Genomic DNA, 20,545 nt, shown 5'->3' with positions numbered 1-20,545 from the left:
GCAGAGAAGCGCGAAAGGAAGAGGGCCTGATGGTCTCAGGGTTGCTTCGCGCAATCGCTGAGCCACAGGTCCGTAAACCTCAACGTTTGTCCAAACAGTTGTGCCATCCCAGGGAGATGTAACCCATGAACAAGGATCAGGTAAGTGGAAAAGTCGATGATCAGGTAAGTGGAAAAGTCGATCAGGTAAGCGGACGCGTAAAGCAGAAGGTGGGCGAGGCCGTTGGAAATCAGAAGATGGCGAATGAAGGCGTGGCCGACCAGGTGAAAGGCGCCGCAAAAGAGACCTGGGGAAATGTGAAGGATGCTGTCCGGAGCGAAGCGGATGATGCGCGCCATGAGCATGAGCGGCATGCGAATGAGGCTCGCGAAAACATCGTCGACCGCACGAAGGACGCAAAGGATCACGTGAACGAAAAGATTGACGAGCACAAAGAGCGAGAGCACATACGGCGCTCCGCCTGAAACTCCTCCCCCCGCAACACTCCATGGAAAGGCTCGCAATGTATGTTGCGAGCCTTCTTTTTCGCATGCTTCAGCGCATGCCGCGATGAAAGAGCAGATCGGCTGCGACAAACAAAAAGAAGACCACGGAAATCACGCCGTTCATCGTGAAGAAGGCCGCGTTCAGCCGGCGCATGTCAGCCGGCGAGACGATCATATGCTCGTAGAGCAGCAGCAGCGCCACAATGCCGATGCCGATCCATGCCACGCTGCCCAGGTGAAACAGAATCACCAGCCACGCCAGCAGCCCGATCATCGCAATGTGCAGTACGCGCGCCAGCCGGAAGGCCGCGGCGACTCCAAAGCTCGACGGCACGCTGAACAGCCCCACCGCCCGGTCGTGCTCCGCATCCTGGCAGGAGTAAAGCAGATCGAAGCCCGCCACCCACAGCAGCACCGCGACGGTCAGAATCAGCACCCGCGGATCGAGCGAGCCGCGCACGGCGATCCACGCTGCCGAGGGCGCAATGCCCAGCGCCAGCCCCAGAACGAAGTGGGAGAGCTGCGTAAACCGCTTGGTCCACGAGTACAGCAGAATGATGGCCAGAGCCAGCGGAGACAGCAGCAGCGTCATGCGGTTCAGCTGCGCAGCCGCCAGAATGAAGACCGCCGACATCACGATGGTGAAGCCCGCGGCAAAGCCGCGCGAGAGCTGCCCGGCGGGAATGGCGCGCATCTTCGTGCGCGGGTTGTCGGCATCGAGCTTCGCATCGGCCAGGCGGTTAAAGGACATCGCCGCCGAGCGCGCCGTCACCATGCACACGATGATCCACAGCACCTTCGATGTGCCCGGCCATCCATGCGCGGCCAGCATGGCTCCGGTCAGCGCGAAGGGAAGCGCGAAGACGGAGTGCTCCCACTTGATCATCTCCAGCGTAATGCCGATACTGCGCAGCAAAGACATATACATCCAGTGTAGCGGTCGATGCCCGCTTTCGAGAGCGGCAGACAGCAGAAAGCCCGGCCAGCATGCTGACCGGGCCTCTGCCGCGTCGAAAGGGAAGCCGGCAGTTATTTCTTCTCGGGCTGATTGCCTGCGACATTCAGCTGGTTGCTGACGTGGAAGACGCCGGGCACGGAATTGGCGCGGATACCGGCAGCATCCTTATCCGCCTGGCTGTCCACTTCGCCATAGAGCGTCACATTGCCGTTCTGCACCGAGATGCGGATCGGCTTGCCCGGGTCCATGGCGTACTTGTTCAGCGAGGGGAATCCGTACACGGAGCGGAAGACAGCAATGCGCGTGCGATCGTCCATCGGCGAAACGGGGTCGACCTGAATATCGTTGACCACATCCTTTACGCCTTTGGTGTTCGACGCCACCGCGACCGCCGAGTCCGCGTCCACAGGACCGTAGGCGTGGCCGCTGAGTGTGACCACACCGTTGCTGACGCTGACGCCGATCGCATTGAACGCTGTGGTGCCGTAGCCCACGCGGTCATATTCAATCGCCCTGAGCAGCTTCTGATGCAGCTCCTGATCGGAGACTTCCGGGCCTGCGATCTGAATATCGTTCTCGACTGCCTTGATGCCTTTGATGCGGTGAATTTTGTGATCGGCCTGTTCTTTCAGATCAAAGACATCGACAGAGCCGCTGAGCGTAGCTACGCCGTTCTGGACAGAAACCTGAACATTCTTCATCTTCGAGCCGTTCAGGGCTTTCTGCGCGGAAGCCTGTAACTGGCTGTCGCTTTGCCCGAAGGCTGCAGAAACTCCCAGCGAAAGAACGGCGGCCAGTAGCGGTACAAAGAACTTTCTTTTCATCGTAATCATTCTCCCCGGCTGCCAGCTTCACCATACATACTGCCTGCATACTTGCTGAAGACAGCCTATCTATCTGCTAAAGACACATTTTCCCCTGGTTTGGATGCACGATGTTGAAGAATCCATATCCCGGTAATGAGGGACAGGCGTGAAGATACCATAAACAGGCCACAACGTGGAACACAGGAGAAAGTAATCAGCGATAACGTCGATGTAGCTTAAAAATAAGGCTGAATACTCCGGACTCATCCCGCACCGCCAGCACGGAAAGGTTTTCCGTAAGACGAAACTCTCCCTGAATAAGCTGCTCGGCGGTGGAGTTCACGTTCGTCGCATAAGTCAGCGTCGCGTTCTTCGAGACCTGCTGCTCGACCGTGATGCGCGCCGTGGCGTTGCCGGTTCCGCTTACGAAGGTCGGATCGATCTTCACGCTGCCCCCGCCGAAGAGCTTCTGAATGCGGCTGCTGACCGTCGCATTCAGCGCGCCGCCCAGCAGCGCATCGGCGGTGGAGTTCACTCCGGCCGACTGCTGCTCCGAGCTGTAGATCTGCTGCTCTTCCTGCGTGCGCCCCATCGCCAGCAGCGAGAAAATATCCTGCTCGGAGAGCGGCGGCTCCGACCGGAAGGTCGGCGTCGGATGCGAAGCGGTTCCGTGCAGACCGATGGTGATGTCGTAATCCTCCACGTGCGCCATGGCGTCGAGGTCGATCACCGGATCGATGCGGATGGGATTGCTGAAGTAAATGTCGCCGTGCTGCAGCTCATACCTCGTTCCGGCGAAGGTCGCGCTTCCCTCCGTAATCGTTACGCGGCCGAGGATGGAGGGCTGCGCAATCGTGCCGCGTATCCGCAGATCCACATCGCCCGCCAGCTTGGCGTACGAGTTCTGAAAGTCGAGCGACGGCGCGGAGGTAATGTGAATATCCAGACGGATTCTGTTCGTCGGCGTATCCGGATTCGTCGGAAGCGAAACGGTTCCCGTCGCTGAGCTGAGGGCCGCGAGATCGAGCTGCTGGCTGATCGAAAAGCGCGTCACCGTCGCCGAGCCGCTCAGCAGCATGCTGCTCTGCGTGCCCTGCAGCCGCAGTTTGATATCCGCCGCCGACGTCACGCCCTGCGGATAGCGGATGCGCACATCGTGAGCGGTCGCGGTCAGATCGCCATAAAGGCCATGCTGATAGGTGAGGAATCCGCCCACTTTGATCAGACCGCCGCCGCTATATGCCGTCACATCCTTAAAGTCCAGCCGGTCCTGATCGAAGGCCAGCACCCCGTTCATGCGGCTCAGGCCGTTGGTATACCCCTCAAGCGAGATGTTCACGTTCGTGAACTTTACCTGGCCGGTCAGGCTGGGGTCCGCTGCCGTGCCCGCCGCGTTGACATTGAAATCGATGCGGCCCGATGAGATCAGATCGGTGTCGAGCGTCTGAGCCAGCGTCATGCTGATCGATCCGTTCGCATGGCCGTGCAGCGCGCGCGCTTCGTCGAATAATCCGAGCGATCCCTGTGCGTGAAGATTCGTATCTTCGCCCGTGATGTGTACCGGGTCAAGGTGCGCCACGCCGTTCGTCAGTCTCACGTGCACAGGCCCGTCGCTCTGCAGCGGAACATTTTCGAGCGCCACGGAGAACTGGCTGATCAATGCATCGCCGTCCAGCTGGCGCGGGTGCTGCAGCGGCCCGTGAACGTTGAAGGTCGCGCCGATCGACGAATGCCCCACGATGCCGTTCATGTTGAACGCACGAAGAATCGGGTCCACATCGAACTGCGCCACCGTCAGCTTCGCCTGCGTCTCCAGATCGCCGTAGAGCTCCGTCTGTCCGCTCGCCTCGATCACCGCCGAGTTCAGGTGCGCCGTCATCTTCAGCAGCAGCAGGCGATTTTGCGTGTGCGCGTCGGCGTCGATATAGCCCGTAGCCGCGCCCGCCATATTGATGCCCGTAACGTGCAGCGTGGCATCGACCGCAGGCGCCTGCGGTGTGCCGTTGCCGTGCGCGTTAAAGGCCAGCACGCCGCTGATCGGATACTTCGCACTCTTCAGCCGGTTCATCTTCGCCAGATCGAAGCCGCTTCCCTGGGTCGCGAACTGGAAGCTGTTCGATGCGATGTTGTATCCGCCGCCGCCGGTCAGCTTTCCGCCATCCTGCAGAAAGACCAGATGGCCGATATCGATCTCCTCTCCTGCGATGTGCAGATCGGCGTTGAGGCTGTGGTACGGCTCGTCGTAAATCGCTCCGCCCGCGACCGAGAGATGGCCGCTTCCACTCAGATGGTCCAGCTCGCCGGTGGCATGTGCCTCCATGCTGACCGTTCCGGAGACGGGCAGATTCTCTCCGGCGGCATGGAGCAGATCGCCCGCGGCGGCGTTCTGCACCTGCACCTCAGCCTGCAGATGCGAATGCTCGTCCCACGTCGTCAGTCTCCGTCCGACGTGATGCGACGCCAGCTCTCCCGACACCGTGATCTTCGAGCTGCCGCGCAGCAGAATCGCCGACTGCACGGTGATCTGATCGGGAGAGTATTCGCCTTCCGCCGTCAGCTCATCGAAGTGGAGCGTCGGCGCTTCCTCACTCACCGGCTCCGCGGCCTCGGCCTTCTCTGCATCGGCAGATTTTTTCAGAACGGGCAGAACAGCATTGAAATCCGTGGCGTGTACCTTGCCCTGGATATCTGGCTCGGCAAGGCTGCCGGAAAAGGTTCCTTCAAACTGTGCGCTGCCGTGCAGCTCCGCGGGAACGACTTTGATTCCCTGTTTGCCATTGGCCGAGACGCCCAGATCGGTGAGCGTCTTATCGAACTCGCCCAGATTGCTCGTCTCGAGCTGAACCCGCACCTCCGAAGCAGCCTCCAGCGGATATACGCCCAGCACTCCGGCGATGTTCACCCGCGAGGCCGCCGTCTGCACGGCCAGCTCGCGGATATTCACCTTGCCGGTCCTCTGCTGGTACTGCGCGTTGACCGTTCCATACAGCGGAGACTGAGCGGTCTCGCGCTGCGGATGCAGGGGATTCAGGCTCACGGCAGCGGTGACGACCAGGCTCGATGCGTCGCCCTTCCACTGCGCGCCCGCGTCGCCGGTCGCCGCCGCATCGAAGCCCAGATCGCGATAGCCTGCCGGAGCGACCGCGGAAAGAATGGTGGTGAGCGGCATCCGCAGCACTTTTACCTTGATCAGCCCCTGCTGCTCCGTCGAGCTGTCCCACTGCAGCAGATGCAGCTCTCCCTGCACTGCGCCTCCGCCGGCCAGGACGACCCGCAGATGCGGCAGCGACAGCTCATCCTGCGTGAAGTGAAGATCCGTCTGCACCTGCGCGCCCGAGGCATGAACATCGCTGGTGCGGTACGACGCATTGGTTACGCCGGCATTGCCGTCGATCGACCAGGTGCTCTTGTCTCCATGCCCCTGAATCTTCAGCTGGGCAACGCCCTCACCCAGTCCTGGAACCTCCGTGAGCGCGGCCACCTCGCGAATATCGACCGTCCCTGCGGCCTGCATCTCCCACTGCGGATGCGCGAAGTCGTGCAGCGTGCCGGAGACCGTCAGCAGCGACGAGCCGCTCTGCAGCCGCAGCGAGTTCAGCTTCGCGGCATTCCTGGAGAGATCCGCCTGCACATCGAGCCGGGAGTGCACCGCAGGCTGCCGTCCTCGCTGCGTGGTAATGTCCTCTGCCTCAATCGTGCCGAGATAATGATCGGTGAGCGGCGACCATGTAACCACCGCGCCGAGATTGTTCGCCGACAGGTTGAAAGGAATGGCCTGCTGATTCAGCAGAAGGATTCCGTTGCGCACCTCGGTGCGATCGATCGCGAGGCGGAAGAGCTCATCGATCGCCGAGCCGTTGCTCTCGGCCGGATGCGCCGGATGCGGCTGGTTCGTCGAGCCGTCGGGGTAGACGATCAGGTGAAAGACCGGATGGTCTGCTTCAAGGGAGTTCAGCCCGATCTCCGCGCGGAAGAAGGAGATGATCTTTACGCGGACGAACAGGCGGTCAATGTGGGCATAGGGCACTTCATTGAACCCCTCCAGCCCGTGAATCGTCAGGTTGTCGGCCTCGAACTCGAGGTGCAGCAGGTTCCAGCGAAAGCCTTCGAGCTGCACCCATCCGCCGGTCGTCTGTTCCAGCTTTGCCACCACCGCATGGCGAATGCGGCCCTCAAAGGCCGGAGTACTTGCATACCAGAGCGCCGCGCCGATGACGGCGACGATGATCAGCGCGATCACCAGGCATACGCGCCACACATGCCGCCACGGGCTGCGCGTAACGGCATCCGCCGCACCGGGGGAGTCAGGCCTGGTGCTCATCAGTTGTCGTCTCCATCGGAGCTGCTGCCCGCCGCCGCATAGGCGGGGTCCACGATCTGCACGTTGCCTTCATCGCGCAGGCTCTTCAGCCAGTCCTGCAGCAGGCTGCTGACCTCCTGCTGCAGCAATACCTCCTGAATGCGCGGCGCCACTGCATTCAGCGCGGGAGCCGGCTGGCCGGCCTTCTGCAGAGCCGGCAGCAGCGTCTTCCGATAGTAGTCCTCCACCTGTTCGTTCGAGATGCGAATACCCGTCCGGAAGCGCACGTCGATAAAGTGCAGGATCGCGAGCCGCTCGCTCCAGCGATCGCTCACCTCCTGCTCCATAAGACCGTGGGCGGCAAGAAACGCCTTCCATCCCGCTTCTGTTTCGCAGTGATACTTCGGGCACTCCGGAAGCTGCTTCTTCAGATCGTCCAGAGCCTTCGCCACCTTCGCGCTGTCCGTCGCAGTGGGCTGCTGCTGGTCTTTCATCTGGTCCAGAATCAGAGAGCGGTCGATCAGCCTGCGCAGAGCGCGCTGGGCCGTGTTCTGACCGGGCAGTATCCGCACCGGCTCCAGAACCGCAAAGCGCATCTCCTGATTCACGTCGCTCTGCAGCAGCACATCCCCGTGAATCAGCGCTTCCACCTTGTCGAGCACTACAGGCTGCATCGCGGCATGCTCGCTTCCGCTGTCTGCAGGCTGCTGCGCTCGCGCCCGAAGGCACGGCGCACCCGGCAGCAGAAGGCACATCGCCGTAATGGTCAGCAGCGGCTTCATCAGAAGGATTGTCCTATGCTGAAGAAAAAGTTGAAATGCCCCGCCTGCCCCACGTGCGGGCAGTTTGCCGTCTGGCCCGGCGGGGGCAGCTCACCGTTGCACGTTGAATACGTGAGCACGACCGGATAAATCGGCGGATTCAGGTTATAGCTGAAGTCCAGCCGCAGCGGGCCGATCGGCGTGTGATATCGCGCGCCGAGTCCGACCGCATGAGAAAAGTTGTTGAAGTCGCAGGTCCCCGTGGCATTCGTGCTGGAAGAGCGCGAGACCCTGGTCTGATCGTCATACGACGTGTCTTTACATGTGTAGCTGTGCGGCTGCTTCGTGCGCAGAAAGCTCGGCCAGATATCCGACGAGTTGTTGAAGGCGTTCCCCATGTCGTGGAACAGGACGAGTCCCAGCGCGTTGCCGAAGAAGGGCAGCACCGGGTTGGGAAAGCGAAGCTCCGTCTGATTGATGAAGACGCCCGCGCCGCCGATCGGGAAGCCGGTGACCGAATCGCGCGGCCCGGCGGAGTTCAGCGGGAAGCCGCGCAGCGACTCGGCGCCGCCCGCATACAGACGCTCCGGCAGAGGAATGGCCTCGTACGAGCCGTTTCCGAAGGAGCGCTCAAAACCAAAGCGCGTATTCCTCGCCAGGACATAATCTTTTTTGCTGCCCAGCGCGTAATACGAGGAGTTGGTCCAGTCGAAGCGGTTGAAATCCGCCTCGGAGGCGAACTTCCGCTCGGCCACAAACTCCTGAATGCTGTTGTAGGTGCCCGCATGCGCATCCAGCGGCTGAGGCCGCCGCGTATCGCGCACCCAGGTGATTTCAGGCCCGCCGATGCGCACAGGCTCGGAGAGCAGAGGAATCTCGTTCGGAGCCACCTGCACCGTATTCGCATCGACCTTCACCCGCCGGTAGGTGAACTGATAAATGAAGGTGTTTGCGCGATTGCGCCGCTGCGTGAACCGCACATTGCCTTCCAGCCGCGATGCGGCATACGTCGTCAGGTCCTGCGCGTTGGTGTAGCCGCCGCTGAGTGAAAAGTCGAGGGTCTGCAGATCGAAGACATGCGGCCAGGAGTAGACCATGGTCGCAATCTTCTCGAGCGAGCCATACACCGTGCGCAGATTGATCGACTGGTCCCGCCCTCCCAGGTTAATGCGCGATGCGTCCAGCTCCACCAGCGCGCTGGCTCCGGTATTGCCGTTGGGGTTGCACGCATTCGGATTGAGCCCAAGCTGAATCAGCGTGACCTCATTGCAGTTCGTCTGCGGATTGCCGGTCTGTGCCTGAAAGCCGACGCCGTAGCTGACGTTCCAGCGCTTTGCTTCGCGGAACTGCAGCAGCACGTTCTTCTCCTGCTCCTCGCCGTTCGGATTCTGCACCGCCGTCGTGACCTCGTTGAACAGGGTCAGATCGTACAGGCGGCGCTGCGTCTCCAGCAGCTCCGTCTGGTTCAGCGGCTCGCCCGGATGAAGCAGGATGCGGTTCTGCACGGTGGAAGGCCGCGTGTAGTGCAGGCCCGAGATCAGCAGCCGCCGCACAAAAAGCTGCTCGCCTTCGGTCACATGAAGCTGCACGTCGATCAGGTTCGGATCTTTCTGCGAGATATCCTGCTTCACCGTCACCTGCGCATGGTCGTAGCCGTGGCGCAGGTAGTAGCCGAGAATCGCGTCGCGGTCGGCGGCGATATTCGACAGCGAATACGGCTGGCCCGACTGCGTGCTCAGCAGCGCCTCCAGCTCTTTCACGTCGATCTTCTGCTCGCCGGTGATCTGGTAGGCTTCGATCTTCTGCTGGGCGCCTTCCTGGATGACGTAATGCACGGCCAGATGCCCGGACTTTTTCGACCCGCTCCCCGCCGTCGTCTCCTTTACCTGCGGCGTCACCTCCACATGGGTAAATCCGTTGCTCTGGTAGAGCCCTTTGATCGCATTCACATCGCCGGTTTCGAGCGCCTGGCTGTACAGCCCGTGCCGCTCAAACAGCGACGTGGCATGAACATTCAGCCGCGGCGTAATAATGTCGCTGCTGAAGTAGTGATTGCCCGCGATCGTAACCGAATCCACCTGAAACTCTTCGCCCAGCGTCACGTTATAGGTGATCGTGTCGATGCCGCTCACCGATGTCCGGTGCCGGTCCACCTTCACCCGGAAGTAGCCCCTGCGCTGGAAGTAATCGCGAACGCGGCGCGTGCCCTCGTTCAGCAGATCCTCATCGATACTTCCTTCCTCATACACCGGCACCAGGTTTCTGATCTTTCCACTGCTCAGCTTCGCGCCATTCACCCGAATCCGGATCACCGGCCCCTGATTCGCCGTAAATTTATAGTTCAGATGGTTCGCCGTCTGCTGATAGGTCTTCGACTGCATCGCCAGATCGGCCTCCAGCCTCTCCTTCTTCTGATACTGTTTGCGCAGCCCGGCCAGCGCGCGGCTCACCGTATCGCGGTTGACCTTCGATCCCTCCTTCAGCCTGCCCTTTTTCCGGAAGGTCTTCAGATCCATGCCGCGGTCGCCCTCCGTCTGCACATCGCCCACGCGGGCCTGTTTGCCGGTATGCACCTGAAACTGCACATTGACCTGCGAGTTGGCCGCATCGTCGGTGGCGCGGCTCGCGACGGTGCCCTGGTAGAAGCCGTTTTCCTCGAGCGTCTGCTTCAGATCGGAGTCCGCCTGGCTGAGCTTCGTGTCGTTAAAGGCCGTGCCGGCCGAAAGCCGCGCCGCATAACGAAGCTGGTTGCTCAGCCGGTCTCCCTTCACGCCCTGAATCGTCACCTGGCCGATGAATTCGGCCGGCGTTCCGTTAAAAATCAGCGTGATCTGATTTCCCTGGCGTGTGCCCTCCACCACAATGCTCTTGTAGCGGCCTGTGGCAAACAGGTTCCGCAGGCTGTCGCGAACCTTGGTGGGATCGAGCGGCATGCCCGGCTGCTGGGCAAGCTGGCCGGGCAGAGGATCGAGTATCGCGCGGTCGACGCCCTCAAAGCGGATATCCGCGACCGTCAGCCCCGACCAGCCCTGCAGGCTGTCATGGCCGTTTCCGGTGGCCGCCTGCGCGGAGGATGCCGGGACCGCGGCTGCCTGAGGCTGGCCTTTCGCGGCCTGAACCTGCGCTCCGGCGCTGAAAACGCACGCAAAAGCCAGCAATCCGAGCCTGGTGCCGCGAAGACAATATCCTGGTGTCCTGAAAGAAACCAAAAAATTCCCCGTGCCTGAACGTTTGCCTGCAACCAGTGAGATGCGAATGCCAGGGGCGGGTCTTTTGTCCCTCGTCCGCACCGGAAATGCAACAACTTTCTATACTACTGAGAGATGGTCACTGAGTCTCACGTTGTGCAGGAGAGGTATTCCCGGCAGATTCTCTTTCCGGGTATCGGTATTGAGGGGCAGCAGAAGCTCCGGCACTCCCATGTCGCCCTGGTGGGGGTGGGAGCCACCGGAGCCGCCGCCGCCAGCCTGCTCGCCCGTGCCGGCGTGGGCCGCCTGACGCTCATCGACCGCGACTTTGTCGAGGAGAGCAACCTGCAGCGCCAGGTGCTCTTCGACGAACAGGACGCCCGCGAGGCGCTGCCCAAGGCCGAAGCCGCCCGCCGGAAGATCGCCCTCTTCAACAGCGAGGTCCAGGTCGAATCCTGTATCGCCGACCTCGTTCCGGCCAATATTCACGACCTGCTTCGCGATGCCGATCTGGTGCTCGACGCCACCGATAACTTCCAGACGCGCTATCTGCTCAACGACTACGCCGTGGAGCAGGGCAAGCCCTGGATCTATGCCGCCGCCATCGGCGCCTACGCCGTCACCATGAACATCCTGCCCGGCGAAACCGCCTGTCTCGCCTGTATCTTCCCCGAGCCCCCCGGCGGCGCGGTCGAGACCTGCGACACTGCCGGCATCCTGAACACAGCCGTCAATCTCGCCGCCTCCATCGAAGTCACCGAGGCGCTCAAGCTGCTCACCGGCGCGCGCGACCGGCTCCGCCGCTCGCTCGTCTCCTGCGATCTCTGGACGAATGAGTGGTCCGAAATATCCGCCGCCCGCCCCCGCGCCGGCTGCCAGGTCTGCGGTCGGCGCGACTTCGTTCACCTGCGCGGCGAGGGCCGGCCGCACATCACCCTCTGCGGGCGCAACTCCGTCCAGATCCACGAGCACGCCCGCCCCATCGACTTTGCCGAGATGGAAGCGCGCCTTCGCCCGCATGGAACCGTGCGCCGTAACAGCCTGCTGCTGCGCTTCGACCGCGGTGAGCACACCATCACCCTCTTCGCCGATGGACGAGCCATCATTCAGGGCACCACCGACGTGATGCTGGCGCGCAGCCTCTACGCCCGCTTCATCGGCTCGTAAACCGGTTCGGATACAGGAAGGAAAAAGGACAGGGGTAAAAAGCAAGGCCCGCCGGAGCGGGCCTTTGTCTTTGCGCCGAAGGCGCGTATCGCTGGACGCGCAGTCCTCAGAACTGGTTCCAGAGGAACTGGTTGTAGACCTCGTGGTGGAACTGCACTTCCGAGGGCTTGACGTAGGTGCCCAGCAGACGCGGGCAGCGGTCGGCCGAGGCCTGCTTCAGGTCGGCATAGCGGGCCTTGACGTCCTCACCCAGCAGCGTCGAGGTCCAGTTTGCCGTGCGAAAGTTATCCAGCGCCGTGTAGATGTTGTCCGGCAGATACCGCTCCGCCTGGCGCAGGTTCTTGATCTTCGACAGATCGCCGTGCAGGCCGGACTTGAAGATCGAGTACAGCACCAGATAAGGATTCGCGTCCGGAGCCACCGAGCGCACTTCCACGCGCGACGACTTCTCGTTGCCGATCGGAATGCGCACCATCGAGCCGCGATCCACGGCCGAGGCCTTGATCTGGTTCGGAGCCTCGAAGTGCGGATCGAGACGGCGATACGCGTTCACGCTCGGATTCAGCAGCAGGCAGATGTCGTTGCCGTGCGTCAGAATGCGGTCGACGAACTTCCACGCAAAGGCCGACAGCTTCTCTTCGCCCTTCGGCTCCCAGAAGATGTTCCTGCCGTTTTTGCTGATCGAGATGTTGGTGTGCATGCCGCTGCCGTTCACGCCCACCACCGGCTTGGGCAGGAACGATGCCGTCATGCCCATCCGCGTCGCCACCTGGCGGCAGATCAGCTTGTAGATCTGGATCTGGTCGGCGGCGGCCACGACTTCGCCATAACCGTAGTTGATCTCGAACTGCGACGGCGCGACCTCGGGATGGTCCTTCTCGTTTTCGAAGCCCATCGCGCGCTGCACTTCCGCCGTGGTGTCGATGAAGGTGCGCAGCGGATCGCCCGGCAGGGAGTGGTAGTAGCCGCCCGTGTTCACGTAATCGAAGCGGCCCGTCTCCGGGAAGCGCCGTTCCGCGTCCACGCCGTTGAACAGGAAGCCTTCGATCTCGTTGGCGGCATTCAGCGTGTAGCCCTGCTCGTCGAACAGCTGCTGCGCAAAGCCCTTCAGCACGCCGCGCACATCGCCCGTGTAGGGCGTGCCGTTCTTGTCGATCACTTCACCGAAGACCAGCACCTTGCCGGAGCCGAAGATGTCGGCGGGCGCGAAGTAGAACGCGCTCCAGTCGATGCCGAGGCGAAGATCGCTCTCGCGCTGCGCGGTAAAGCCGCGGATCGACGAGCCGTCGAAGGTGAGGTTGTCATAGCTCTTCACCAGAAACTTCTTGTCGTAGTCCAGCATGTGCAGGCGGCCTTCGAGGTCGCTGAACAGCACCGTGACGGCCTTGATGCCTTTCTGATCCGTCAGATACTTCAGCCGTTCTTCACGGACCACATCTGCCGGTACGCGCCTCCTGCGCTGATCTTTTGCCTGAAGATTGAGTTCCTCCAGCTCTTCGTACGAGAGCGCCAGGAAATTACGAAGTTCGGTCGACATGCTTCTCCTCTGAATAGATTTCGATAGGGTTTCGGGCGCAACGTCATCCCGCATATCCGCGACCACTCGCGGTTTCCTGAAACGCGGCATTTTCCGGAGATAACGGCTGCATTTCAGAGTATCGCCTGGTCCGCCGGCGTGTCTCTATATAGAAAAAACTGATACTTCCCATTGCAGACCGTTATCGACCCTGCCGGTCAAAACTCTGCAATGGGTCACCGTCAGGTAAATCTGAAGCCTGCTCCGCGCTTACGGGCCATCCGGGCGCAGAGAATACGCGCCCGCCTGCCTGCCGGATTCTTCTGAATGGGTCTTCCGGCGGATCGGGACTGCCTCCCGCGCCGCTTACTTCAACAGAGCGGCCAGAACCGTCTCCGCATTCGGCTGGGAGCTCCTGAGATACTCGCTCACCCGTTTGCGCTCCTCCGGAGTCAGCACAGGGATCAGGGCCAGAACGCGCCGCAGCGTGACCGCGACGTCATCCACGTAATTCATCATGCGAATTGCTTCACCGGAAAGTGGCATCGTTGCTCAAACATCCTTTCTGCACCCATTGTCGTCTGTCGGTGCTCTATTGGCAAAATGAGCCGCCGTCCGGGTAGTGTCTCAGTTTGCATTCGCTTTGTATCAGGGCACGACTTCAGTCGTGCCGGAACAAGCGAACAATAAGCCGGGCTTCAGCCCCTGCAGCACTCCTTTTCAAACTGAGACGAATATCCCCGTCAGCTCTGCTGTGCGGAAACGGCCGTCGGGGCAGTGAGTGCGCTTTCCGCAGCCTGCGCCGTCATCACCAGGCCGAAGATGCGGTCTTCCTCCAGAACGTCGGGCAGCATCTGCCGGGCCAGGGTGCAGAATAAGGGACGCAGACCGGGCGGATTCTCCGGCTGCGGCGCGGCCGCGGTCTCGCTCCGCTGGGTGCTCTGCTGCGGATCTTTCTGCTTCAGCACCACGAACCGCACCGGTCCCGCGTCCGGCCGGTTATTGGGTGAGCCGGCGCGCATCGCCGCCCACTTCTCGCGGAACTGGTTGCCGAGCGCCACCTGATCGGTCTCCGCGTTCACCAGCACGGCAAACTTTTCCGACGCGATGTGGTTCACCACGAATCCGATCTCCCAGTTCAGCCCGCTGCGCGCCGGGGCGTAGGCCGTCGCATCGATAATCACCACATCGGCCAGCGCGAAGAGCCGCATCACTCCGTGGCGCCAGCTTGCATCGGTGCACAGAAAGAGCTGCTGCGGATAGCCGCCCGACAGATATGAGACCCCCGTCAGATCCTTTTCCCCCGGAGGCAGAGGCGCCGTCGGCGCAGCGGCAAGCCGCTCGTCGAAGGCCTGGGGATTCAGCAGCAGCTCTGACGAAACCGCCTTCTTCACGCTGAGGCTGAAGGTGTGGTGGAAGCTGATGTCCTGCGGGCTGCCGAGAAAGTAGACCGGCCCGAAGCGCCGCCATCCGCTTTTGAGCTTGCTCACAAGATTGTTCGACGAAAAGAAATTGTAGAGATAAAGGATGTGCTGCGGCCTCTGCCCCAGAATGTTTCCTGTGGCCAGCACCTGCGGCTGATAGGCATACGGAAGCGCCGGCAGCTCTTCCTGCAGGTAAACATCCAGCCGCATGGGCGGAGCCGCCTTCGCGGGACCGGCATCGTCGGCCGCATCGGCCTCCGGAGCGGGCAGCGCAGTGCCTTTGGCCCGCATCGCCCGTGCGATGCGCCTGTTCTGTATCCCCCGCAGCAGGGTCAGCACAAGGAGGGCGAGGATCGCCGCGCCGAAGGCTCCCACCAGGATCGCCGAAAAATGCTCCTCCGCGCTCCAGTAGCTCGAGGCAAAGGCTCCCGTCATCGCGATCAGCAGGATGCCGGCAACGGCCGACTCCAGCGGAGAAAGCTCCCGCGACGCCGTCCGCCCGCTTCTGACATTCCGGAAGGCCTTGAGAGCCGTTACCACAGCCACGCCCGCTATGGCGGCCAGCGCAAAGGCGATCGATCTTCCGTTATCGGCCTGGGAGGCGAGCCAGGCGAAGATGCCGAAAACGAGCGCGCATAACAGCATCACCGGTCCCAGCCAGCGCGCCGGCAGCTCTTTTTCTCCCGCCGCTGCCAGCGGCGAAAGCACCGGCTCGATCACGTCGTCTGGACCAAAGCTGCGCAAGCTGTTCTCCGGGGATATCGCTGAACACTATAGCACCGGCTTCGGCGATTCCCGAAGATTACCGGTTTGCGGGCACTGCGCCGCAGGGCAGCGGGATTATCGCAGCGGTCTGCCGATCTCCCAGTGGTGGCCGAAGGGATCGGCGACACGCCCCACGCGCCACCGGTAGGGCTGATCCTCCACCGGCCACACGACGGTCGCGCCCGCCGCCACAGCCTGGGCAAAGACCGCATCGGGATCGTCGACCACCATCACCAGGCGAACCGTGCTGCCGCCCAGCATCTCCGGGCTGAAGTTCGCATGCTCCGGAGACTCGTCCGCCAGCCAGAACTCAGCTCCGTGCACCGAAAGCTGCGCCACGACCGCCTCACCGTCTCCGCCGATGCGGAAGAGCTCTTCGGCATCGAACGCGGCCTTGTAGAACGCGACGGCCCGCGCGCCGTTCCGCACCGAAAGCATCGGCGCGATCGTGGCTTTGGAAGTGGCTCCGATCGTGGCTCCGGAAGCGGTTTGCGATTCATCCGTCATCTCATTCTCCCTTGTCTGTGCATGTGCCAAAAACCGATTGACTTGCTTCGGAACAAAGGCTAGCCTTCACGAAACTGCCCCTTCCGGTGTTCATGAAAGGTACGCTATGAACCGCCGAAGTTTTCTTGGCTTATCTCTGGCCACAGGTTTTGATCGTCTCCTGAACGCTCAGCAATGTGTTCCCCTCGCTCCGGGCGTTTTTGGATGTCACGCACAGCTTTCATTTCCCAGCGTCGTGCTTGCAGCCACTCTCCAGCAGTGTCCCGAATGGTGCTGGGCTGCTTCGATTTCGATGGTCTTCAAGTTCTTCGGCCATCCGCTCGATCAGAAAACCATCGTCGCCCGGAAGTATCACAGTCTGGTATGCATGTCGGCTCTCTCCGCATCGCAGATTGCCTCCGATCTGAGTGACAGCTGGACCGATGATAACGGCGACGATTTTTCCTCTGAACTCACCGCCGCATACGACTTCCGTGCCGGAGTTCTGGCAATCGATAACGCAATTATCGTCAATGAGCTGCTGAACGGGCGCCCGCTGCTTTACTGCAACACGCAGCATGCAATGGTCGTCTGCGCCGCCGATTACCGGCCAGGCCCCGTCGAACCGGCAATTGATGGAATCGCTGTTATGGACCCCTGGCCTTATTCGCCGCGTATCCATCCTCTTTCTCCGCCGGAAATGATTCCTGCGCACATGGGAGGACAGATGACCTTTCTCGCCTCCGTCGACATTACCGATGGCTGAAATCACGGAAGCCCGGCACCGAATCAAATCCCGATTTTTTTTGCCGGGCACGATTGCGCCGGCATCTGTTTATGAGCAGGCCGAAATATATGCGCAAAGCTGTCCGCGCCGGTGCGGAATCAGGGCTTATCAACCGGTAAAGCCAGCCCTGACTGCGGCTGCCCGATTGCCGATGTGCCCAGCATAATCGTTTGTTTCAGCTGCGCCACCTGCTGCTTCAGCGTCTGTGATCCCGGGGTGACCGGCAAATTCGCCATGAGCCGTTCGGCGCTCTCGATATGCTGGCTCGCCAGAGGCAGATTGTGCAGGGAAGCCTCAGAGGTGGCCCACTGCGACTCGGTGTAAACATTGGTGGAAGTCTGCGTATATTGGTCGTAGCCTGGGTACTTCGCAAAAATGTCCAGTGCTTCCTGGTACTTCACTCGCCCCGCTTCCGGATGACCGGTAAGAAATTCCAGGTTAGCGGTCGAGCGGATCGCGCCGATCTCATCATTGAAGTCGGTGGCATTGTCGGCGGCTAATTTTAAAAACTTCCTTGCGCCCTCCAGGTTGTACGAATTCTGCAGGGCGATCGCGACCGCGTAATATTCTGTCGCGGATACCGTCCCTTTGGGCAGGTGCTCTTCCAGCTCGGCAGCTTGTCTCGAAAGCAGTGCATTCTCTTCATTGATGAGCGAGCCCGCGATATTGATCGCGGTTTGATCCGGTGCAAATCGCTTCGCCGCTTCCAGATTTTCTTTGGGCAATGCAGCCAGCCGCTGCAGCAGACCGCGCAGTTCCTGACGCTCGCTCTGTATATCCTGCAGGTTCGCCCGATGATACGAAACAAAGGTTGAGCCGAACGAGAATGCCAGCGCGAGAAAAGAGATGATCGTGGAAGCATCTCTGTACCAGACCTTTTTCTGGGTCATTACTGTGATCTGCAGCGCATCGATTTCCTGCTTCATCGAGCGAATCGTGGCGTTCAGGTCATCCCTGCCCGATACATCGTCGGGATTCGGCTCCCCTGGGACTTCTGAATATTCGTTCATTCTTACCCCCTGAAAACCAGAGAGGCTCTGCAGGGAAGGTACAAGCAGAGAACAGATCGCCTCATGACGTCTGGAAATGCCGGAAACTTTAGCATCATTCCTGCAGGAAGGCAACGATCATCGTCGTGCTTCAGCTGTTGAAATTATGGAACCCGTCGCTTCGTGACGGCTCGGACACTTCAGGCCCGTTCTCTGCCTGGAAGAACATAATCCGGCTCTTGATAAGCGGCCGGCATAAAGTGTGTTTGGCTTTTGGCCGCCGGCCTCAGATGCCCTCGCCCATGCTGACGTAGGGATTGCTGGCCGAAAGCTCGCTGCGATACTGTTCCCGCTCTTCCTCTTCCGTGGCCAGCGACCGTACCGAATCCAGCTCCCGCGCCGTCTGTTCCAGCTGGCCGTCCAGGCAATCCACGCGCGCCCGCAGCCGCTTCACTTCCTCGGCCAGCGATTTGATCACGCCCGACAGCGGGTCCTTGATCTGCGCCGGATCGGTGATCAGCACCCGCTTGCCGTCCTGATAGATCACGTGCGCCGGCACGCCCACGGCGGTCGAGTCCGGAGGCACATCCTGCAGCACCACCGAGCCCGCGCCCACCCGCGAGTTCTCGCCCACCGTGATGTTGCCCAGAATGTTCGCGTTGTTGCCCACAAAGACGCGGTCGCGCAGCGTGGGATGCCGCTTGCCCCGCTCGTTGCCGGTGCCGCCCAGCGTCACGCCCTGGTAGAGCGTCACATCGTCGCCCACAATCGCCGTCTCGCCGATCACCACGCCCATGCCGTGATCGATCAGCAGCCGCCGCCCCAGCTCGGCTCCCGGATGAATCTCGACGCCCGTACAGAACCGCGCCATCTGCGACAGCACGCGCGCCGCCAGCTTCCAGTTGGCCGTCCACAGCCGGTGACTTATCCGGTGCACCCACACCGCCCACAGCCCCGGATAGCACAGCACCACCATCGCCCGCGACGTGGCCGCCGGATCGCGGGCGAGGACCGAGTCGATATCTTCGCGAACAGAAGCCCGGAAGCTCATCTTCATCTGAAAACAGCCGCTACGCCTTGACCGGAGCCTCGATCGCCACCGCCGTCATGGCCTGCGCCTTCGTTCGCTGATTCTCGAAGAGAATCGTCGAAAGGTACCGCTCGCCAAAGTCCGGCAGCACAGCCACGATCAGCTTGCCTTCGTTCTCCGGACGCTTCGCCACCTCAACCGCGGCCTGCACCGCAGCGCCCGACGAGATACCCACCAGCAGACCCTCTTCCACAGGCAGACGCCGCGCCATGGCGACGGCTTCATCATTCGAGACCTGTACCACCTCATCGATCAGATCGGTCCGCAGAATCTTCGGAATGAATCCCGCGCCCAGTCCCTGAATCTTGTGCGGCCCCGGCTTGCCGCCGGAGAGCACCGCGCTGTCCGTCGGTTCCACGGCGATGGCTTTGAAGCTCGCCTTGCGCGGCTTGATATACTCGGCCACGCCGGTCAGCGTGCCGCCCGTGCCCACGCCCGAGATCAGAATGTCCACCTGGCCGTCCGTATCGTTCCAGATCTCCGGACCGGTGGTGCGCAGGTGAATCGCCGGGTTCGCCGGATTCTCGAACTGCTGCAGAATATAGCCGTTCGGCGTCTCGGCCAGAATCTGCTTCGCCTTTGCGATCGCCCCGTTCATGCCGTTCGGCCCCGGCGTCAGGATCAGCTCCGCTCCGTAGGCCAGCAGCAGCATGCGGCGCTCAAGACTCATCGTCTCCGGCATGATCAGAATCAGCCGGTAGCCCTTGACCGCGGCGACGAAGGCCAGGCCGATGCCGGTGTTGCCGCTGGTAGGCTCGATCAGCACGGTTTTGCCGGGCGTGATCTTTCCTTCCTGTTCGGCGGCCTCGATCATGGCGAAGCCGATGCGATCCTTCACGCTGGCGGCGGGGTTCGCGCTTTCAAGCTTCACGGCCACCCGGGCCTTCGCTCCATCGGTGACGCGGTTAAGCTGGACAAGCGGCGTATTGCCGATCAGTTCCGTAACGCTGGCTGCAATATTCATTAAGACGTTCTCCTGCGTGTTCCCACCCATACTATAAGCGCTCTGTTCACTTTGTGTTACGCCCTCTTTCAGCCTCCGAGCTTCAGCAGCGCGGCGGCGGAGTGCAGACGCCGCTCCAGATGCCGCTCGAGCGCCTGCAGCGCGAAGCGGCGCAGATCGGTGGCGCGGCCGGCCGGCCACTCTTCGGCGGCAAAGGCGGCGATCGGCGACCGGAAGATCCGCAGCGCCAGCTGCTGCGATTCAGGAGAGAGCGCCCGCCCGGCCGGATGCCTGTGCCGCGCGCAGACCAGGCCGTCGGCCTCGCTGTGAAAGTACGCGGGCTCGCTGTGAAAGAGTTCTCCATCGGCTGCGCATCGGGTCAGGTCCGGCATCCATCCCATCAGCCGCGTCATCCACAGCGAAAAATACGTGACCGGCATCCAGACGCGCCCCGGCAGCGTCTGCTCCAGCGCCGCCAGAACCAGCCGGAAGACGGCATCGTGCGGATCGTGATCGGGCATCGCCTCTTCCAGCACCTCGGCAAAGAAGGCCAGCGCCGCGGCGCGCTCGTAATTCACCGGCTGGGTAAGCGGCGAGGCCAGCACCTCGCAGGAATCGAGCCGCACCAGCTCCTGCTTCGGCTTCTCCACGTAGCTGGCCAGCACGTGCGTCATCGGCTCCAGCGCGCCGCCGAAGCGCCGCCGCGACTTTGCCGCCGACTTCGCCACGCCCCGCAGGCGCCCCTGATCCCGCGTGAAAAGCGAGACGATCTGATCGGCCTCATGAATGGGCCAGGTGCGGAGAACGATGGCTTCGGCCTGATGCGCGATCACTGTGGCTCAGAATACCAGGCAACGGCGCGCAGCACGAGTGACGCGCA

Annotated in this window: 16 protein-coding genes; 3 read left to right on the top strand and 13 right to left on the bottom strand. The window is 61.7% G+C overall.

From position 1 onward, the window contains the following. Positions 1 to 125 precede the first annotated feature (125 nt). On the top strand, positions 126 to 464 hold the full coding sequence (locus D0Y96_RS02240) for a CsbD family protein (RefSeq protein WP_117297700.1): 339 nt from the start codon (positions 126 to 128) through the stop codon (positions 462 to 464). 70 nt (positions 465 to 534) lie between these two features. Here D0Y96_RS02240 and D0Y96_RS02235 read toward each other — a convergent pair whose 3' ends face one another. The 5 genes from D0Y96_RS02235 to D0Y96_RS02215 form a co-directional block, all read right to left on the bottom strand. Beyond that, entirely contained in the window at positions 535 to 1,407 is an 873-nt protein-coding gene (locus tag D0Y96_RS02235; RefSeq protein WP_117298006.1) for a UbiA-like polyprenyltransferase, read from the bottom strand. Between the two features lie 107 nt (positions 1,408 to 1,514). Next, the gene (locus tag D0Y96_RS02230; RefSeq protein ID WP_117297699.1) at positions 1,515 to 2,267 is read right to left on the bottom strand and encodes a BON domain-containing protein; all 753 of its coding nucleotides are present in this window, start codon (positions 2,265 to 2,267) and stop codon (positions 1,515 to 1,517) included. A 196-nt stretch (positions 2,268 to 2,463) separates the two neighbouring features. After that, a complete protein-coding gene (locus D0Y96_RS02225; protein ID WP_117297698.1) occupies positions 2,464 to 6,570 on the bottom strand; it encodes a translocation/assembly module TamB domain-containing protein in 4,107 nt (1,368 codons plus the stop codon). After that, a complete protein-coding gene (locus D0Y96_RS02220; protein WP_117297697.1) occupies positions 6,570 to 7,331 on the bottom strand; it encodes a peptidylprolyl isomerase in 762 nt (253 codons plus the stop codon). Before D0Y96_RS02220 ends, D0Y96_RS02225 begins: the two co-directional genes overlap by 1 nt. Then, positions 7,331 to 10,519 (bottom strand): POTRA domain-containing protein, encoded by a 3,189-nt coding sequence (locus tag D0Y96_RS02215; RefSeq protein ID WP_215601605.1) that lies wholly within the window; start codon positions 10,517 to 10,519, stop codon positions 7,331 to 7,333. Before D0Y96_RS02215 ends, D0Y96_RS02220 begins: the two co-directional genes overlap by 1 nt. A gap of 114 nt (positions 10,520 to 10,633) precedes the next feature. Here D0Y96_RS02215 and D0Y96_RS02210 point away from each other — a divergent pair, with 114 nt between their 5' ends. Then, on the top strand, positions 10,634 to 11,665 hold the full coding sequence (locus D0Y96_RS02210; RefSeq protein ID WP_117297695.1) for a ThiF family adenylyltransferase: 1,032 nt from the start codon (positions 10,634 to 10,636) through the stop codon (positions 11,663 to 11,665). A 106-nt stretch (positions 11,666 to 11,771) separates the two neighbouring features. Here the strand turns inward: D0Y96_RS02210 and D0Y96_RS02205 are convergent, their stop codons facing one another. The 4 genes from D0Y96_RS02205 to D0Y96_RS02190 form a co-directional block, all read right to left on the bottom strand. Then, a complete protein-coding gene (locus tag D0Y96_RS02205) occupies positions 11,772 to 13,202 on the bottom strand; it encodes a glutamine synthetase family protein (RefSeq protein ID WP_117297694.1) in 1,431 nt (476 codons plus the stop codon). A gap of 345 nt (positions 13,203 to 13,547) precedes the next feature. Next, positions 13,548 to 13,727, bottom strand: a complete 180-nt coding sequence (locus D0Y96_RS02200) for a hypothetical protein (RefSeq protein ID WP_117297693.1) — start codon at positions 13,725 to 13,727, stop codon at positions 13,548 to 13,550. Between the two features lie 197 nt (positions 13,728 to 13,924). Beyond that, positions 13,925 to 15,349, bottom strand: coding sequence for a hypothetical protein (locus D0Y96_RS02195; RefSeq protein WP_117297692.1), 1,425 nt, complete (start codon positions 15,347 to 15,349; stop codon positions 13,925 to 13,927). A gap of 96 nt (positions 15,350 to 15,445) precedes the next feature. Next, positions 15,446 to 15,877: a VOC family protein gene (locus D0Y96_RS02190; RefSeq protein WP_117297691.1), complete on the bottom strand. Its 432-nt coding sequence runs from the start codon at positions 15,875 to 15,877 to the stop codon at positions 15,446 to 15,448. Between the two features lie 292 nt (positions 15,878 to 16,169). Here D0Y96_RS02190 and D0Y96_RS02185 point away from each other — a divergent pair, with 292 nt between their 5' ends. Further along, positions 16,170 to 16,622: a hypothetical protein gene (locus tag D0Y96_RS02185; RefSeq protein WP_252263384.1), complete on the top strand. Its 453-nt coding sequence runs from the start codon at positions 16,170 to 16,172 to the stop codon at positions 16,620 to 16,622. 119 nt (positions 16,623 to 16,741) lie between these two features. On the opposite strand, the gene D0Y96_RS02180 is transcribed toward D0Y96_RS02185, so the two are convergent. The 4 genes from D0Y96_RS02180 to recO all read right to left on the bottom strand — a co-directional run bounded on the left by D0Y96_RS02180 (position 16,742) and on the right by recO (position 20,498). Further along, a complete protein-coding gene (locus D0Y96_RS02180) occupies positions 16,742 to 17,653 on the bottom strand; it encodes a hypothetical protein (RefSeq protein WP_117297689.1) in 912 nt (303 codons plus the stop codon). A gap of 265 nt (positions 17,654 to 17,918) precedes the next feature. After that, the gene (gene cysE, locus D0Y96_RS02175; RefSeq protein ID WP_117298005.1) at positions 17,919 to 18,683 is read right to left on the bottom strand and encodes a serine O-acetyltransferase; all 765 of its coding nucleotides are present in this window, start codon (positions 18,681 to 18,683) and stop codon (positions 17,919 to 17,921) included. 19 nt (positions 18,684 to 18,702) lie between these two features. Then, complete coding sequence (gene cysK, locus D0Y96_RS02170) at positions 18,703 to 19,686, bottom strand: cysteine synthase A (protein WP_117297688.1); 984 nt, start codon at positions 19,684 to 19,686, stop codon at positions 18,703 to 18,705. Positions 19,687 to 19,754: 68 nt separating this feature from the next. Beyond that, positions 19,755 to 20,498: a DNA repair protein RecO gene (gene recO, locus D0Y96_RS02165; RefSeq protein WP_117297687.1), complete on the bottom strand. Its 744-nt coding sequence runs from the start codon at positions 20,496 to 20,498 to the stop codon at positions 19,755 to 19,757. Positions 20,499 to 20,545 lie beyond the last annotated feature (47 nt).

The organism is Paracidobacterium acidisoli, assembly GCF_003428625.2.
GTDB lineage: Bacteria > Acidobacteriota > Terriglobia > Terriglobales > Acidobacteriaceae > Paracidobacterium > Paracidobacterium acidisoli.
This window is presented reverse-complemented; position numbering and strand designations above follow the sequence as displayed.